The organism is Vreelandella janggokensis, from assembly GCF_031451615.1.
GTDB classification, from domain to species: Bacteria; Pseudomonadota; Gammaproteobacteria; order Pseudomonadales; family Halomonadaceae; genus Vreelandella; species Vreelandella janggokensis.
Genome location: NZ_JARWAJ010000003.1, coordinates 270,905 through 287,894, shown reverse-complemented (window position 1 = coordinate 287,894; position 16,990 = coordinate 270,905). Strand labels below are relative to the sequence as shown.

13 protein-coding genes and 1 pseudogene are annotated in these 16,990 nt (G+C 58.0%); 4 read left to right on the top strand and 10 right to left on the bottom strand.

The genetic code is table 11. The features are described 5' to 3' along the window. Positions 1-14: 14 nt before the first annotated feature. The 5 genes and pseudogenes from QC816_RS10935 to QC816_RS10915 all read right to left on the bottom strand — a co-directional run bounded on the left by QC816_RS10935 (position 15) and on the right by QC816_RS10915 (position 5,214). Positions 15-1,223 carry an ABC transporter permease gene (locus QC816_RS10935; protein ID WP_199284759.1) on the bottom strand — a complete coding sequence of 403 codons (1,209 nt, stop codon included), beginning with the start codon at positions 1,221-1,223 and terminating at the stop codon, positions 15-17. Further along, positions 1,220-2,122, bottom strand: a pseudogene (locus tag QC816_RS10930) (ABC transporter ATP-binding protein); the annotation flags it as partial. The pseudogene QC816_RS10930 and the gene QC816_RS10935, both read right to left, overlap by 4 nt. Before the next feature lie 84 nt (positions 2,123-2,206). Continuing rightward, a complete protein-coding gene (locus tag QC816_RS10925; RefSeq protein WP_309782146.1) occupies positions 2,207-3,097 on the bottom strand; it encodes a polyprenyl synthetase family protein in 891 nt (296 codons plus the stop codon). A 180-nt stretch (positions 3,098-3,277) separates the two neighbouring features. Continuing rightward, positions 3,278-4,510 carry a sensor histidine kinase gene (locus QC816_RS10920; protein ID WP_264824450.1) on the bottom strand — a complete coding sequence of 411 codons (1,233 nt, stop codon included), beginning with the start codon at positions 4,508-4,510 and terminating at the stop codon, positions 3,278-3,280. Further along, entirely contained in the window at positions 4,510-5,214 is a 705-nt protein-coding gene (locus tag QC816_RS10915; protein WP_085920264.1) for a response regulator transcription factor, read from the bottom strand. The genes QC816_RS10920 and QC816_RS10915 overlap by 1 nt, the downstream gene beginning before the upstream one ends. 399 nt (positions 5,215-5,613) lie before the next feature. Between QC816_RS10915 and QC816_RS10910 the strand changes: the two genes are divergently transcribed. Then, the gene (locus QC816_RS10910) at positions 5,614-7,455 is read left to right on the top strand and encodes a DUF3413 domain-containing protein (RefSeq protein ID WP_309782144.1); all 1,842 of its coding nucleotides are present in this window, start codon (positions 5,614-5,616) and stop codon (positions 7,453-7,455) included. A gap of 108 nt (positions 7,456-7,563) precedes the next feature. Further along, positions 7,564-7,938, top strand: coding sequence for a hypothetical protein (locus tag QC816_RS10905; protein ID WP_309782142.1), 375 nt, complete (start codon positions 7,564-7,566; stop codon positions 7,936-7,938). Between the two features lie 21 nt (positions 7,939-7,959). Here QC816_RS10905 and QC816_RS10900 read toward each other — a convergent pair whose 3' ends face one another. From QC816_RS10900 to QC816_RS10880, 5 genes are all read right to left on the bottom strand, one after another. Further along, complete coding sequence (locus QC816_RS10900) at positions 7,960-9,111, bottom strand: alpha/beta hydrolase (protein WP_309782140.1); 1,152 nt, start codon at positions 9,109-9,111, stop codon at positions 7,960-7,962. Positions 9,112-9,242: 131 nt separating this feature from the next. Beyond that, the gene (locus tag QC816_RS10895) at positions 9,243-9,668 is read right to left on the bottom strand and encodes a Rid family hydrolase (protein WP_085920260.1); all 426 of its coding nucleotides are present in this window, start codon (positions 9,666-9,668) and stop codon (positions 9,243-9,245) included. Between the two features lie 78 nt (positions 9,669-9,746). Continuing rightward, positions 9,747-11,129: an ATP-binding protein gene (locus QC816_RS10890; protein ID WP_264824445.1), complete on the bottom strand. Its 1,383-nt coding sequence runs from the start codon at positions 11,127-11,129 to the stop codon at positions 9,747-9,749. After that, entirely contained in the window at positions 11,098-11,769 is a 672-nt protein-coding gene (locus tag QC816_RS10885; protein WP_268901062.1) for a response regulator transcription factor, read from the bottom strand. Before QC816_RS10885 ends, QC816_RS10890 begins: the two co-directional genes overlap by 32 nt. Before the next feature lie 14 nt (positions 11,770-11,783). After that, complete coding sequence (locus tag QC816_RS10880; RefSeq protein ID WP_309782136.1) at positions 11,784-12,599, bottom strand: MipA/OmpV family protein; 816 nt, start codon at positions 12,597-12,599, stop codon at positions 11,784-11,786. A 232-nt stretch (positions 12,600-12,831) separates the two neighbouring features. On the opposite strand from QC816_RS10880, the gene QC816_RS10875 reads away from it, so the two are divergent. Then, positions 12,832-13,932 carry an efflux RND transporter periplasmic adaptor subunit gene (locus QC816_RS10875; protein WP_309782134.1) on the top strand — a complete coding sequence of 367 codons (1,101 nt, stop codon included), beginning with the start codon at positions 12,832-12,834 and terminating at the stop codon, positions 13,930-13,932. Then, the gene (locus QC816_RS10870; protein WP_309782131.1) at positions 13,929-16,988 is read left to right on the top strand and encodes an efflux RND transporter permease subunit; all 3,060 of its coding nucleotides are present in this window, start codon (positions 13,929-13,931) and stop codon (positions 16,986-16,988) included. The genes QC816_RS10875 and QC816_RS10870 overlap by 4 nt, the downstream gene beginning before the upstream one ends. Positions 16,989-16,990 lie beyond the last annotated feature (2 nt).

Genomic DNA, 16,990 nt, shown 5'->3' with positions numbered 1-16,990 from the left:
TTTTACAACCTCTCTTAGGCCGGCGTCTTGAATAAGGGGAGGGCAGCTAGTAGCAGGCTTACCAGTGCCACGGCGGCCAGGATGCCGCCGGGCTGGGCTAGCTGAGCCCAGCTGTCGCCGCGAATCAACGCTCCGTAAAAACCTTCAATCGCCCAGGCATTCGGCGTGAACAGGCTCACCGTCTGCAACCAGTCAGGCATCATGAAACGTGGCACCATTGAGCCGCCTACGCTGGAAACAATGAGCACAAAAAACGAAGAAAAGGTTGTCGCCTGCTGCGTTGTTCGACACAGCGACAGGAGTAAAAGTGCCAGCCCGGCACTGGCGGCGGCGCAGGCAATTGCCATGACAATGACTTTCGCCAAAGCGCGCTCTATCTCCAGCCCAAACCCGAACCTGGCGACCAGGAAGATAGCGCTGGCCTGGAAAAATCCCAGACTCAACAAAAACAGAAACCGGCCCAGCAGTAACCGCGAATGCGCCGCTTTGCTCAGTAGAAGGCGTTCGGCGATACCGTTTTGGCGCTCTTCCAAACTGACCATGCCCGCGTTCACGGCGGACAACAACAGGAACAGAATGGCGGTGGCGCCAGCATAGTAGGCGATACCGCTGAGCCCAGATATTGACGCTGTCGCCTCGCCATAGACGGGATCTAGCTCGATAAGCAAGTCTTCGATCGCTGCCTCGCCCGGGTCCCTGGCCATGGCTTCCAGAGCGGCGTCCAGGCGTGCTTGTTGTTCGGGCGAGAAACCCTCAACCAGAGCTTCTGTGGTTTGCGCAAGACGCTGCACAAGAACCTGCGGTTGCTGGGAGACCAGGCTTTGGCGCAGCCAGCCCTGTAGAGACAGAGCGGCAATTTCACGGGTGGGTTCGCTGACAATAGTAAACAGCGGATCGTTGTCCGTGTCTGGTTGCCCGTGAACGATCACCCCCGTGTCGAAATTGCCTTGTTGCACCTGTTCCCGTAGTTGAGCGCGGCCCGAATCGGGTAGAGCCGTCATCTCCAGTTCTTCGGTCTGCGTCAGGTACTGCGCAAACTCTTGCATCTGTTGATCTTCGGTTTCCACCACAAGACCGACCCGCAAGTGCAAGTCGCCTTCCGTGGCGCCGGAGAAGATGCTGGCAAAGATGGCGAATACCAGGCTGGGCAAAGCAAATGCCATGAGTAACGCACCGCGGTCACGCCACAAGCCCAGGACCATCACTCGGAAAATTGCCCTCATGACACTGTCTCCACCGCAGTATCGCTTCGGGCACCGGTAACCTGCTGCATCACGTTTTTTAATCCGGGTCGGCGTATCGATACCTCGGCAATGGCCTCACGTGCTCCGCCCAGGTCGCGGTAGAGGTGGTCGATCAATCTATCCAGCGGCAGGTCACTTTCCAGCCACCATTCACTGCTCTCATCACTACTCTCATCACTGCGAGGGCGAAAACCCATCTCCTGCAGCCGCTCACAGAGTGCCGGGGGCAGCATGTGAACCGTACGCACAACGAATAGCTGACGGTTGCCGAAGGTTTCCTGTATCAACGCCTGGGGCTCGTCCAGGGCTTTCAGTTGGCCTTGATGAAGAAGGGCGACGCGGTGGGATAGCACTTCAGCTTCATCTAACTCATGGGTCACAACGACCACGGCCACACCTTGCTCGGCGCGGCGGCGAATAAGGTCGTGGATTGACAGGCGCACACCCAAGTCGACCCCGGCCGTGGGTTCGTCCAGCACGAGCAGAGAAGGGTGGGAGACCAGGGTGGCTGCCAGGTGTAAGCGCCGCTGCATACCACCGGACAACTGGTCGACCCGCACATCGGCGTTGTCTGTTAACTCGATTTCTTCCAGCGCTTGACTGACCCGGGCGGGCATCTGGTGGCGGCTGACACCTGTGCAGCGCGCGAAAAACGCCAGGTTCTCCCGCCCCGTCAAGTGCCGGTATAAACCCAGGAACTGGGGGGTGAAGCCGATGGAGTGTTGATAGGCCTTACCCGGAGAAAGCGCTTTTCCGGCAATGAATATTTGCCCGGAACGGGGGCGCAGCTTGCCGGTGATGGCGCGCAACAATGTCGATTTCCCGGCACCATTAGGCCCGAGGATACCGAGTATTTCACCTGGACGTACCTGTAAAGAAACGTCGTCTAAGGCGCTGTGGCTGCCGTAGACAACCCTTAGTCGATCAATGGTGAGTGCTGCAGTCGTCGTCATTCGCAAGGTCTAAACCCCAAGCCTTTGCGCCGCACCGTTGAAGGCAACGAACTGTTGTTCCACGAGCGCTGCGAGTGAGGATTCATCGTATCCGGCTCTACGCAATTGCTCTCTTGCCATGGCTTGTGCATTGCTCAATGCGCCGCGAACTTCTTCGGGTGTGTAAAGAGAAAGCAAGGTGGTTTTCGCACTATCCTGCTGCACGTCCTTACCGGTCTCCTGCACAAAGGTACTGTGATCCAACATATCATCGTAAAGCTGAAACAGCAGACCAAAGGCACGGGCAAAGCGCGTCAATGCGTCTATCACTTCTGCATCCAGCCCCCGAAGTCGTGCACCGGTAACGACAGCAAACTCAAACAGGCAGCCTGTTTTCTGGTGGTAGAGTTGCTCAATGGCGCTCTTGGTGCCCACGGGGTGATTTTGTAAATCAGCGATCTGTCCGCCCACTAACCCCATAGAACCAATAACATGACTGAGATGAGCGCTAACGGCGACTTTGGTGGAAGCATCCACGTTGGGGCAATCGGCGATAACCCCGTACGCGAGGTTGAGGAAGTTGGTTGAGGCAAGAATGGCGGTGCTTTCGGAAAAGCGTATATGCGTGCAGGGGCGGTCGCGGCGCATAGTCGCATCGTCCATGCAGGGCAGGTCGTCGAGAATCAGCGAAGCGGTATGCACCAGTTCCGACACACAGGCCATACGGAGGGTGTGACTGTCAGTGGCCACATTCGCAGCTAGAAGCGTAAGCAGCGGGCGCAAGCGCTTGCCTGAACCCAACAGGGCGTAATGCATGCCTTGATGCAGATGCGTGGGCGATGTTTCCTGAGCTGGCATAAGCTCCAGCAAGGTTGCGTTTACCATGCTCTTTAGATGGACAATATCCATCGGTGGCGTCATTGAAACTTGTCTCTTTCTACCTTGAGACGCGACAGGCGCGGACTCTGCGGCGGACGCTTGCGGCTTGCGTATAAAGGTCACCCTGTACCCCCCGGTTGCCTACCTATGCGGCCGTAATAAAGTCAGAGCTGACTTCCTTGAACCGCCATTTGAAGAATTGTATTAACCTGGTCTTTTGGATCACCATGAAAGACGGGCGACGACACGCTTCTCATCAGCGAGTAGCGAAAACGACCAGCCATTGCGCTCACAAAGCCGTTGCACGATACCCAGACCAAGACCATAACCCCGCGACGAGGACACCTCAGTCGGCGCGTGCCGCTTTTCGGCGTCGCTGCTCACCTGATTGGTGACCAGGAGCTCATGCTCTTTAATACGAATCGTGATCGGGCCGTGCGCGTGGAGCGTATGCTCGAACGCATTTCGCACCAGATTATTGACCGCAATAGAAAAGGCCTGCGGATGTCCGTTGACTTTGGGGTTTGCGAGTTCGTCGATATCCACATCGACGAACTGGCGGGTCAGCAGGTAGCGCTGCTGATCAATAGCCTTGCTCACCAGCGGCATCACTAAAAACTGCTCGTCATATAACCCGTCGTCGGTTTCGCGAGCGAGGCACAAGAACATTTCAATCGTGGTTTTCATATCGAGCGTTGCGCGCCTCACTCGATCAAGCGCCTTCACATCGGTCGCTGACAGGTTGCTTTGTTCCAGCAGCTCAAGTGCGCCTGTTATGACCGTGATCGGCGTCCGCAACTCATGACTGGCTGAACTGGTAAAATATCTTTCCCTCTCAACAAATGCGCTGATACGCTCAAGCGTCTTCTCGATGGTCCTGGCGAGCACGCCAACCTCATCATCACCGAATCGGCTGGCCTCTATGCGTTTATGATCTTCGGCCGATAGTCGTTCCGGGTCGATGTCTGCGACCGCTTCGGCGAGTTGCGCCACGGGGGCGACGGCTTTGCGCATAACCACCACGCCCAGCGCGAAACCAAGCGTCGCGAGTGCTCCAACGGCACCGGTAATAAAAAGCAGCCACCACCAATCCTCTGACGACGCCGCTTCAATCCCGGCAACATCGAATACCACAAAGCCGTGTTGCTGGTCATTGTCGGTCGGTACTACCGCGACATGCAGTTCTTTTTCTTCGAATTCGTACAACCCTTCATCGGGATTGGTTTGCGCCCATTCCCGCAGTGATTCAGGCAAGCGACCGATCTCATCGTATCCGCGAAGGTTCATCGGCATAGCGGGGTAGCTCTCTGCGGCACGCTGCAGCTGATGCTGGAGCACCCGGTCTTCGGTAAACCTGATCGCCGCGAAGAAAGCGAGCCCCCAGGCCACGCTCAGTACAGCTACGCACACTGCAAATGCAATGGCGACACGTGTGCGTAAACTGTGCCGGTACATTACTGAGTATCCTCTGCAATTCGGTAACCGATGCGATGCACGGTGTGAATTAACGGACTATTAAACGGCCTATCGATAGCCTGGCGCAGCTTGTACAAGTGCGAGCGAAGCGCATCGCCATCGGGGCGCTCCTCAGCCCACAACAAGGTTTCGAGGTCATCGCGAGCCACAACAGACGGCGCTTCTTCCATCAAGCGTTGCAGTAGTCGCATGCCGGCAGGGGTAAGGTCGATGCGCTGACCCGCACGATGCACTTGCAGCGTGGATCTATTCATCGTCAGATCACCAACCGTCAACAGGTCGTCAGTCTTTCCGTGACTACGTTTGCAAAGCGCCTGCAGTCGCGCATGTAGCTCTTGTAAGGCGAATGGCTTGACCAAATAGTCATCGGCGCCCGCCTCGAACCCCTTAAGCTTATCGTCAAGCGTGTCTCTCGCCGTTAGCATGAGCACGGGCGTTTCTACTTTGGCATCGGCCCGCAGCTTTGTGCAGAAACTTAGGCCATCCATCCCCGGAAGCATCAGGTCCAGGACGATAACGTCGAACGGATTCGTCAACGCCAGGTACATCGCGCTGATACCGTCATAGGCAAAATCCACAACATAGCTATGCTTTTCAAGATACGCAGCGATGTTCTCGCAAATGTCGCGGTTGTCTTCGACAATCAGCACTCTAACCGGTGCCGCTCCAAGCACGTTTCCCATCTGCTGATCTCCCCTTTCAGGCATAACCCGGTCGCAGACCCATTAGTGGCTCGGCCTCGCTGCCTTGATGAAACTTTGACAGGTTAGCAAAGCGGATGTGACTAAAACGTCGCTGAAATGTGAAAGCGACAATCTAGTGACAATAACAAATGCGAATCGGACGGTGCCGGCTTATTCGGCACCGTGTCTGACCTTTTGGTCGGACGCCAGCGCTCGCATGGATTGATCTTCGTCGCATGGGACGAGGCTGTACGGTAATGCGTCTTTAAGAAGTCTTGGCGGGGGTCGGAACGATAAAGAAGTATTGCGTAAGTCTTCAGTAAGTGAGCGGCTGTGACAGTCAACACGCTTTCCATTCAACGTTGACTGAAGGGCCTCTGGTCTTTGGAGACTTCGCGCATGATCTACCGACTCCTGCACCGGTGGCGCTGGCTTGGCGCCTGGACCCTGGCCAACCTGCTGCTTACCTGGATGATCTCGCTGCGCTATGTCGGCTATATCCAGCCCGAGGGGGCCGAGCAGTGGAGCTACCTGCTGATGGTTTTCCTCGGCCATCTCTCGCTGCTGGTATGGCTGGCCGCTCTGCCGATGTTCCTGCTGGCCACACTTTTACGCGGCATCGGACTATGGCTGATGACGACCCTGTGGGCGAGTGGCCTGCAGCTGTTGCTGCTGCTTGATACTTTCGTCTACGCTCAGTATCGCTTCCACCTGAGCGGCTTCATCCTTGACCTGCTGCTCAACGCCGGGGGAGACGTGTTCAGCTTCTCATGGGTTGCCTGGGCACTGGCCGTCGGTGGCGTGCTGGGTATGTTGGCGGTGCAGGGTGGTCTCGGGCTGCTGTTCAGGCGGCGTCCACCGTCACGGCCTGTGGGCGCAATGCTGGTAGTGAGTTTGTTGGCCCTGCTGGGGGTGCACGGTTGGCATGCCTGGGCGGATGCCCACTACGACCGCGACATCACCGGCATGACGCGTCATGTGCCGGTCTTCTATCCGGCCACTGCCAAGCGCTTCTTCGTCAAGCACGGGTGGGTCGACCCCCAGGCGGTACGTGATCGGGTGGATCTCGAGGCGACGGAGGGCGAGGCGCAGGATTTGGTCTACCCCTCCGCGCCCCTGAGCTGCTCGCCGTCGGTGTCTACCGACAACCTGCTGCTGGTACTGCTGGATACCCTGCGTCACGACATGCTCACGCCTGCGGTGATGCCGAATCTTTACCGGTACGCCCATCAACCCGGTTGGTTCAGGGCACGTGAGCATATCAGTGGTGGCAATTCCACCAAGGCCGGCGTTTTCAGCCTCTTCTATGGCCTGCCCGTTACCTACTGGGATGCATTTACTGCCAGCCAGACGCCCCCGGTGCTGATGGAGCGATTAAAGGCCGCCGATTACCGTTTTCAGGTCCTCTCTTCGGCGACGTTGGTGAGCCCTGCCTTTGACCGTAACGTTTTTGCCGGCCTCAAGGATGTCTCGCTGGAGTCAGCAAAGGGCGAGCCCTGGGAGCGCGATCAGCAGGTCACCGATGACTGGCTAGCCTGGATGGACAACGAAGAGGCAAAGTCAGATGAGCGCCCGTTCTTTGGTTTCCTGTTCTATGACGCCGTGCACGGCTATAGCCATCCGCCAGATTTCCCGCGCTTCACGCCCTATTGGGAGCATATCAACCACCTGAGCCTGGGGCCTGACTTTGATCCTGAACCTTACTGGAACCGCTATCGCACGGCGGCGCGCTATGTGGACCAGCAATTGGGGCGGGTACTCGATGACCTGGAACGCCGAGGGCAGCTTGAGGATACGGCGATTGTGATTACCTCCGACCACGGTGAGTCCTTCAACGAACATGGCAAGAACTACTGGGGACATGGCAGCAACTATACGCCGGAGCAGGTCCAGGTCCCCTTGGTGATGCATTTGCCGGGACGCTCCGGTGGTGCGCTGAAGCGGCGAACGCACCACGCCGATATCGCACCGACGCTGCTCGAGGAACTGCTCGACTGTGAGTCGGCGCCTCAGCATTACACCCTGGGGCAAAGCCTGTTGGACGCCGACCCCCATCGCGACTGGATGCTTTCAGGCAGCTACATGGGTTATGGCATCTTGATGCCCGACTATCAGGTGGCCGTGCACCCGACAGGTGCCTTCGCAGTCTATGACTACCGCATGAACGAGCTTGACGATATCGAGCTTGAGGCCCGGGTGTCGAACGAGGTACTCAGGGCGCTGTCGAGGTTCTATCGCTAATTCTATGCCAACATATATATAACGACGAGAGATCCAGTACCTGCCACTCCTATTATATTGGTGAGCTCTACTATCTCATCCTCAATATGACTCAGCAGCCAAGCTGTCGTGTCTTTTGATGTTATTTTGGAAAACATGAAGGCTGTCGTGCTAGCTTCAACGCTGAAGACGGCAATGATGGTTTCAATTGACTTTGCATTAAGCATGATAATGGGTAAAGCTAGAAAAAGAGTTAAAGAAGTTGCTATGCGTAAAGCAAAGTGCTGTAAATGGCTTAAGCTTTCAGGAGCATCAGATAACCAAACGTTTGAAAATAAAGTCTTCTCTTCCACGCGTCGCGTTAGAAAAAAATACTTGGATAGTGAAGACTTGGATATAAGCATGTTATTTCACCTGTTTTTTCTCAACGTTCATGTGCTATACGGTGATCGCTCGACCTTCGTTACTATTGATCGGGCGGCTCACCTCAAGGAATCCTGCTAACTTCAGTCGATTTTTCGTCGCTTAGTCACCTGTCACCTCGCGGATATTATCGAGGAGTTCGAGAAAATAAGGATTCCAGGTTAATCGGGCATGGTATTTGTCCGCATCGCGCTGCCCCCATGCGCTAAACCACAGGGTGTCAGGGTCATCGGGCGGGGTGAGGTCGTCCTGGCCGTTTTCCAGCATGAGATAGCTTCCCGCTTCCCCGTAATACCTATTCTCCGGCGCAAACAGCACATTCATGTGGGAAAAGTTGCTGATCCGCCGGTCGGGCAGGTAGCTGGTGAGGGGCGTAACGCGGGGATCGTCGAGGTGAGCCGCGGTGTCGCCGTACCATACGAAGCGTGATGACGGATGAGTAAAGCGGGTTTGAAAGGCATCGAGCGTCGCGTCGGGGTCGAGAACGCTGTCGTGCTGGCTCATGGTCATCAGCACGGGCTTATCGAAGCGCTCGGCATGGAGGTTTTTTTGCACGGCACTGACCGAGCGATAATACAGCGAGGCGCCGCGCGACGGCAGCGACCGGTACGTGACGATATTGTCCTCGTCGTCGATGTCGAGCCAGTCCCAGAAATGGGCAATCGCCGGGGCAAGAAACAGGTAGTGGCTATCGGGGTAAAAGCCTGGGGAAAACAGCAGCAGCCCGTCGACATTGTCGTCGTGGTACGCATGGGAGGTGACCAGGTTGCCTCCGGTCGAGAAGCCACCCAACCAGAGTTCATCAACTTCATCTGCAAGCAGCTTGGTGTGATGGGCAACGGCGCTTTCCCAATCGTCATGGTCCGGCAACATCAGGTCGGCGGGGCGGCTGCCATGGCCGGGCAACAGAATCGAACGTACCAGCCAGCCGTCTTCCGCCATGGCGCTGGCCATATCCGTGAAATACCAAGGGCTTGAACCCAATCCGTGCACGAACAGGATGCCGCGTTTTGCCTGTGTCGCCGGACGGCGCTCAAACGGTGCGTTGAGCGCTATCTCACGGTGGCGGTCGTCGCCGATGAAGGCGCGATTGTCGGCAATCCACGCCCGGGTGTCGCGAACGTACTCATCGAAGCTTGGTTGATCATGGCGCGGCAGGCTGCCCGAAGGTTGGAAACGCGGGGAGTCCGGCGGTACGGCGCAAGAGGCCAGCAATACCAGGGCGGACAGCAGTACGCTTAGGCGAAGAAACATGGAAGTCTCCATCGGTGGGTGCTTGCCTTTGTCAGCGCGTCGCTATGCGTTGCTTACCGGGAATGGTCGGGTAAACGGGCGAGGCGTTGGCTTACAAGCAGAACAAGGACGCCATGAGCGCCGACGATGATTCAGTTGTTCAAGGTGAACCCTGGCAGCACCGCTTCGGCCTCGATAGCGATCAACCATTCCGGTTCGGCTAGGCCGTGTACCATCAGCCAGGTGGCCGCTGGTGGCGCACTGGAGAAGCGGCGCTTAAGCGCTTCCATTACCACGTCCTGCTCGTAACGGGCCGATTCGGCCAGATAGATTCTCAGCATCACTACCCGCGAAAGGTCGCCATCAAGGTTCAATAGCAACCGTTCGACGTTGTCCAGTGCGGCCTCTGTTTGCGCTGCCAGCTCAGGCCCCGCCAAGTGGCCCTGGGTATCGACGCCTACCTGGCTGGACATCAGCACCCGGCATCCACCCTGGACCAGCACGGCTTGGCTGTGCCCTTCGTCCAGGGTATCGGGCAGGTTGGTCGGATTCAGGGGTTGGCGCCTTAAGATTTGCATAGCAACCTCGTTGGTAAGCTGATGGTTATCACGATCACTCGATCCATTGGGCGTGATGCGCTACAGAGCGCTTTTAAATCAATCGCTATCATTGGCATCGCTCGCTCTGCATAGCGTCATGGCCAAACCGGGGTGGGCGTTGTGGGCCGTAAGCACCCAGCCGTGTGCCATGGCAATCTCCTGGCAGATGGCCAGCCCCAACCCAGCGCCATGGTCGCGCCGATGCGCCCCACGCCAGAAACGTGAGAACAGCAGGGCCAATTGCTCTGGTTCGACGCCTGGGCCACGGTCACGCACAGTTATTATATTTTCCTGGATCTCCATGCTGACGAGCGTCTGCTCGGGGGCATGCTGAATAGCGTTCTCCAGCAAGTTCTTGAGCAGGGTGAAGCATGCCCCGCGATCGGCCTTCCATGTCACTCCTTGATCCGCGGCAAGCACCGTTAAATGAACGTCGGCGGATTCCGCCATGCGTTGCAAGTAGGTGGAAGCTTCGTGGGCGATGTCGTGCATTCGAACAACGCTAAACTGGTAGTTGTGCGCCTCGCTCGCTTCGGCCAGCAGTAGCAGTTGTTGCACCTGCCGGGTCATGTACTCGACATCGCTCAATAGCGCCTGGCGGTCATTTCGCCCTTCCTCAAGCAACTCAACCTGCCCGCGGATCAGCGCCAGGGGCGTTTTTAACTCGTGGGCCGCGTGGCCGAGAAACTCCTGCTGGAGGCGATAACCACGCTCAAGGCGTTCCAGGGCGTGATTGAAGCTATGTACCAGCGGGGCAATTTCCACAGGCACGGCGTCCGTATCGAGCCGGGCGTCTATAGAGCGCGGCGAGATAGCCGCCGCCGATTTGGAAACATCGCGCAGCGGCTTGAGGGTTAAGCGCAAGGTAATGTAGGCGCATAGACCGAAGGCAACGAACATGACAAAGCCAAACACCAGTACGCCCGCTGCCACCAGTGGAAAGGCGACGAGATAGAGGACATCAACGAATCTTGAACTGGCGACGAACTGCAGATACCACGTTCTTCCACCATGCTCAAAGGGCTCCGTGGCACCGTAGAAAGTTCTGTCATCATACTCAAAGGAAAAGGTGCCACGCGCCAAACGTAGAGCCTCGCCGTCGGCTGGCCAGAAAGCTTCTCCGGCACTCGAGGCCACTGCCACGTTCCCGGCATCATCCAGAATCCGGTACGCCGTCTCGCGTTGTGGGCCTTCGTAGAGCCAAGCGCGGTCGTTCATGCTGGCGTCGAAACCGACGGGCCGGCCACGACTGTCGAACTCGATATTATCCACCAGCCCCTCGGCCGCGTCGGCCATATCCATACGAGGCAGTAGATCGCTCTGAAGCACCACTGCGGCGGCAATGACCAGCAGTGTGATACTCAGCACCATACCCGCCAAATAGGCCAGCAGCACCTTCAGCCTCAGGCTATTGAGCGTCATCCGCTTGACGAAGCGCATATCCCATCCCTCTGACGTTGGCGATCCGCTGGCGCGAACCGATAGCAAGAAGCTTTCGGCGCAAACGGTGCAGGGCGACATCCAGGGCGTTCGGTGTCACCGCCTCACTTAGCCCCCAGGCCGCCGCCTCCAGCGCGCTGCGGCGGACTACCTCATCGTGCTTGTATAGCAGCAACTGCATGATGTGCAGCTCCGCCGGCGCGAGGGTAATGCTCTTGTCGCCGCTAAACAGAACGCCGCTTTCCGTATGCAGTCTCAGGTCGCCATAACTCGTATCGATGGGGTGGAATTCCACCGGGCGGCGCAGCAAGGCACGGACACGTGCCACCATCTCATCCATGGCAAACGGTTTGGGAAGGTAGTCGTCGGCACCGGCTTCGAGGCCTTCTAGCCGGTCATGCAGCGCATCGCGGGCCGTTAACACCAGGCAGGGCACGCTAAGGCCCGCGTTGCGCAACTTCTTGAGCAATAGCAGCCCATCGCCATCCGGCAAGCCGCGATCGAGCACCAGTGCCTGGTAGGGCATCTGCTGCACGGCAGCCCAAGCCGAATCAATGCGGTCGACCACATCAACGGCGATGCCAGCGGCCACCAACCCATTGCACATTAAATGCGCTAGCCGGTCGTGGTCCTCGATCAACAGTATGCGGCTCATCAGAAGGTATAAAGATAGCCAGCTAACACGGCGTTTTGGGTCGAACGATCCACTAGCGGACTATCTTTGATTTCGTCCGCCAGGCTCGTGACCTCAACACCTATCAGCACAGAGTGATGCTGGTCAAACTGGTACACGCCGCGCACCCCCGCCTCGATATTGACACCCGATTCCCCTGAATAGGCAGGGCGATCGAAGCGAACTTCACTATCGCGAACGCCGAAGTAGTAATCGATGTTCTTGTCGTCCTGCCAGGACGCTCCCACGTGTGGGGTTAGCATTATATGCTCGCCGAATTCCCACGTTCTCTCCAGGCCTAGGTCGAAGCGCTGCCCGTCGCTGTTGCCGGAGGCGTCGGTGAGCCATTCGGCGCTGACCTCGAACAGCTCGTTTTCCCACTCCACGTTGGCCCCCGCCCAGAAGCCCCCTTTGCGCTCGTTCATGCCGTTGAGAATTTTGGCGTCGCCTTGCTCGTAGCCGCTCTCATCGTACTGGGCGACGATACCGAAATTGAGTTGTTGTGAGTTGCTGATGACAAGACTCGGCAGTTTAAATTCGATTTCCGGACCGAAGACACTAATGTACCGGTTTTCGACCTGGAACAAGGGGAAGGGGGTGTTTTCCCTTTCGATACCGGCATAGGGGTCCTGTTCGCTTATTGCACCTATGCCCAATCCCCAAGTGGTTCCGTCTGAATATTCTTCGTCAGCGAACGCCAACGGAGAGGCAATAACAAGACCACCAATAAAGGTGGCGGTTGCCAATCTCATAGTGATGAGGCGGCCGTTCAGCAATAGCGACTGATGAGAACTCATGGTTGCACTCCTAGCATAGTGTGTAAGTGAGAACGGTATGGAAGTGCCATCATCAGGAGCGCTATCTTACGCGTTTCTTACTGGTGCCGGATTTTTTAAAACGTTACCTCAGTAAGAAATGAGAAAGGAAGGCAGGCCGATAGTGGTTCAAAAGAAATGCTTGATGTCGTTTTTCATCAACGAACAGAACATTTTGGAACAGGCCTGAATTATGTCACCTCCGACCAGAAAAATGTATTTCGGCATTATGATTGTCGTGATCGCCAGCGCTGCCGCGCTGGCGTGTATGCAGGCGGTGTCGTCGGAAAGCGATGCCGTCGCCGAACCGACGGCGCAGCCCTCACTATCCGTCAACGTGACGACCTTAGAATCTCAGACACTTCCGACGACGATTGCGGCCAATGGTGATATCGCGGCGTGGCAGGAGATCAGTATCGGCACCGAAATTAGCGGCCTGCGGCTGGTAGACGTCAAGGTAGATGTGGGTGATGAGGTTAGGGAAGGGCAAGTGCTGGCCGTTTATAACGACACCACGGTGCGCGCAGAGCTGGCGAGAAGCCGCGCCGCCGTGGCGGAAGCCGAAGCAACGCTTGCGGAAGCAACGGCCAACGCCCAGCGTGCCCGCGGTTTGAAAACCACCGGATCGCTTTCAGAACAGCAGATTCAGCGATATGAAACCGCCGAGCTCACCGCACGAGCGCGGCTAGATGTTGCACAAGCCGAGAATGAAGCTCAAGCGCTACGCCTGGCGCAGACGGAGGTGGTCGCCCCGGACGATGGCTTAGTTACCTCCCGTACAGCCACGGTAGGCGCTGTCATCGGCACTGATCAGGAGCTGTTTCGGTTGACGCGCCATGGTCGCCTAGAGTGGCGGGCAGAGGTCGCCGCGTCCGATCTGAATAAGCTGCGACCGGGCCAGACTGCCAGGGTCACCGTGCCCGGTGGATATGAGCTCGAAGGGCGCTTGCGCACCATCGCGCCGCTAGTGGACACCGCTACCCGCAATGGCCTGGTCTATGTCGATCTTCCAGTAAGCGACGTCGCCCGAGCGGGCATGTTTGCAAGGGGTAAATTCGAGCTGGGCACCCGCCAGGTGATGACGCTACCCCGCGCCGCGGTTCAGCTACGCGATGGCTTTGGCTACGTCCATCGCGTCAGCGATGAAGGCCAGATAACGGAGCAGAAAGTTGCCCTCGGCCAGCACACTGAGGATCGAATCGAAATTGTCTCAGGGCTTGAGCCCGATGACCGGGTGGTTGCCTCTGGCGGTGCGTTTCTCGGCAATGGTGACCAGGTGCGGGTGATTGAGACCGACGTCGAGGAGGGGGTATGACGTTGAATACCTCATCCTGGGCGATTCGCAATCCTATTCCGGTGGTTCTGCTCTTCATCCTATTGACCTTCTGGGGGCTCATTTCCTTCCGAGGCTTGTTTATTCAGGACTTGCCGGATGTGCAGCTGCCCCTTGTGGAGGTCTCCGCCTCGTTGCCGGGGGCGGCCCCTGCCTTGGTGGAGAACGAGGTTGCCCGCAAGATCGAGGACGCCATCGCTACCATATCCGGCGTCAAAAACATCTCTACAACGCTGACGGATGGCAATGCCGACATTGCTATCGAATTCAGGCTGGAAAAGTCCTTGCAAGAGGCTCTTGAGGATGTGCGCGACGCGGTTGCTCGCATTCGCACGGAGCTACCCGCCGACCTGCGTGATCCAGTGATTCGGAAGGGTGAGTTTTTCAGTGAGCCGATTGTACGCTACGCGGTGACCTCCTCCGATCTAGACGATGAGGCACTCTCCTGGTTCGTCGATGACAAAATGACCAAGGCCGTCTTGTCGGTGCCAGGCGTTGGCTCGGTTCGGCGTATCGGCGGGGTCGATCGCGAAGTCCGCGTGGCATTGGATCCGGACCGCCTGCTGGCACTGAATACGACAGCGCTGGATATCTCACGCCAGCTGCGCCAGGCGCAGTTGGAGGCGCCCGGTGGACGTGTGGATGTCGGCGGCGCCGAACAGGCCGTGCGCATCATTGCCAACGCTGAATCCGCCGCCGAGCTGGCGGCAATGGAGTTGGCGCTCAGCGACGGTCGGCGCATTCGCCTTGATGAGGTGGCGACGGTTACCGATACCGTGGCCGAGCGGCGCTCGATGGCATTGCTTGATGGCGCGCCCGTTGTCGGCGTCGAGATGACCCGTGCCGAGGGGTACGGCGAGGTGGATGTGGCCGAGGGGGTGCAGTCTGCGCTCGCGGCGTTGCAGGTGCAATATCCCCATGTCGAGATCGAAGAGGCCTTCAATTTCGTCGGGCCGGTGCTGGAGAACTATCAAGGCTCCTTGCACATGCTATTCGAGGGGATGGCGCTGGCGGTGCTGGTGGTGTTCTGCTTCTTGCGCAATTGGCGGGCGACACTGATTGCGGCGGTCACGCTTCCTCTCTCGATCATCCCCACCTTCGCGTTCATGCACCTGATGGGCTTCACGCTCAATGTGGTGACGTTGCTGGCGCTCTCGCTGGTGATCGGGGTGCTGGTGGACGATGCCATTGTCGAGATTGAGAACATCGAACGGCACCTGCTAATGGGCAAGCCCCCGCGCCAGGCCGCCATGGACGCGGCGGCGGAAATTGGCCTGGCTGTCGTCGCCACCACCTTTACATTGATTGCCGTGTTTCTGCCCACCGCCTTCATGAGCGGCACCGTCGGGCAATTCTTCGTTCAGTTCGGTTGGACGGCCTCGGTAGCGGTGCTGTTTTCGCTGCTGGTGGCGCGCCTGCTGACGCCCATGCTGGCTGCATATCTGCTGCGCGCACCCCAACACCCCCCTCACGATCCAGCTTGGATCAGCCACTATCTGGTCGTTGCCCGTTGGTGCCTGCGCCACCGTAAGACAACGCTCCTCGCGGCGGCGGCCTGTTTTGCAGGCGGTATCTGGCTGGCCTCGACCCTGCCGGGAACCTTCATACCCCCCGATGATAATTCCCAGACGCAGGCGACGCTCACCTTGCCGCCCGGTAGCACCTTGTCTGAAGCGGTGGCGCTTGCCGAGCAGGCACGCTCACGGCTGGTGACGCAACGGCATGTCGTCAGCGTTTTTGCGGCCATCGGTGAGAACTCCGGCAGCAGTGACTTTGATGTGACCTCTGTGGAACTGACCATTGGTTTGGCGGAACGCGCAACCCGCGCGGACGTTACTCAGCAAGACATAGAGCAGCAGTTGCGCGTTGCACTCGCCACACTTCCCGGCGTGCGAACTCGCGTAGGCGACGAGGGGGATGGCTATGAGTTGGTGCTCGCCGGTGAGGATAGCCGGGTGCTTGAACTGCATGCTCGCCAAGTCGAGCGGGAGATGCGCGCTATTCCCGGCATCGGTGCGGTGAGTTCGACGGCCAGCCTGGTCAGGCCTGAACTCATTGTACGCCCTGATGTTGCCCGCGCCGCTGATCTTGGGGTCTCGGCTCAGGCCATCGCCGACACGCTGAGCATCGCAACCGTGGGCGACAACGCTGAGGACCTTCCTAAGTTGAACTTCAGCTCGCGTCAGGTGCCGGTGATGGTCCGACTGGCGGATGCCGCGCGGGAGGATATGGCGACCCTTAAACGGCTACCCGTGCCTGGCGCGAACGGACCCGTGCCGCTGGAGAGCGTGGCTACCTTTGAGTGGAGCAGCGGCCCTTCGGAAATTACCCGGCATGATCGTCTGCGCAACGTCAATTTCGAGGTGAGCCTGCAAGGGCAGCCTTTGGGGGAAATCGAACAGGCCGTGCAGGCACTGCCCAGTTTACGTCAGTTGCCGCGCGGCGTGTTTCAGGCCGCAGAAGGCGATGCGGAGGAAATGGAGGAGCTTGCCTCAAGCTTCGGTATTGCCATGCTGACCGGCGTGCTGTGTATCTACATGGTGCTGGTGCTGCTGCTCAAGGATTTCACGCAGCCGGTCACCATTCTGGTGGCGCTGGTGCTCTCCATCCCCGGGGCTTTCCTGGCGTTGTTCCTCACGCAGACGCCCGTGTCGCTGCCCGCCATGATCGGATTGATCATGCTGATGGGCATCGCCACCAAGAACTCGATCCTGCTGGTCGACTACATCATTATCGCCCGCCGGGTGCATGGGTTGGAACGTGTGGACGCCATTGTTGATGCCTGCAAAAAACGTGTCCGGCCCATCGTGATGACCACCATTGCCATGGGGGCGGGCATGATGCCGATCGCCTTGGGCTGGGCGGGCGATCCCAGCTTCCGGGCTCCCATGGCCTTTGTGGTCATTGGTGGGCTGCTCACTTCAACGCTTTTGAGCCTGCTGGTTATCCCGGTGGTGTACAGCTACGTGGATGACATCGGCAATATCCTGGGGCGGTTCAAGCTGCGCCCAAACCACGCAACGCAAACATCGGAGTAGAA

Excerpts from the sequence above, each read along its gene's own strand:
- QC816_RS10890 (WP_264824445.1), bottom strand. The coding sequence starts at position 11,129 with ATGCGCTTCGTCAAGCGGATGACGCTCAATAGCCTGAGGCTGAAGGTG.
- QC816_RS10870 (WP_309782131.1), top strand. The coding sequence starts at position 13,929 with ATGACGTTGAATACCTCATCCTGGGCGATTCGCAATCCTATTCCGGTG.
- QC816_RS10925 (WP_309782146.1), bottom strand. The coding sequence starts at position 3,097 with ATGACGCCACCGATGGATATTGTCCATCTAAAGAGCATGGTAAACGCA.
- QC816_RS10875 (WP_309782134.1), top strand. The coding sequence starts at position 12,832 with ATGTATTTCGGCATTATGATTGTCGTGATCGCCAGCGCTGCCGCGCTG.
- QC816_RS10915 (WP_085920264.1), bottom strand. The coding sequence starts at position 5,214 with ATGGGAAACGTGCTTGGAGCGGCACCGGTTAGAGTGCTGATTGTCGAA.
- QC816_RS10935 (WP_199284759.1), bottom strand. The coding sequence starts at position 1,223 with ATGAGGGCAATTTTCCGAGTGATGGTCCTGGGCTTGTGGCGTGACCGC.
- QC816_RS10895 (WP_085920260.1), bottom strand. The coding sequence starts at position 9,668 with ATGCAAATCTTAAGGCGCCAACCCCTGAATCCGACCAACCTGCCCGAT.
- QC816_RS10910 (WP_309782144.1), top strand. The coding sequence starts at position 5,614 with ATGATCTACCGACTCCTGCACCGGTGGCGCTGGCTTGGCGCCTGGACC.
- QC816_RS10920 (WP_264824450.1), bottom strand. The coding sequence starts at position 4,510 with ATGTACCGGCACAGTTTACGCACACGTGTCGCCATTGCATTTGCAGTG.
- QC816_RS10880 (WP_309782136.1), bottom strand. The coding sequence starts at position 12,599 with ATGAGTTCTCATCAGTCGCTATTGCTGAACGGCCGCCTCATCACTATG.
- QC816_RS10900 (WP_309782140.1), bottom strand. The coding sequence starts at position 9,111 with ATGTTTCTTCGCCTAAGCGTACTGCTGTCCGCCCTGGTATTGCTGGCC.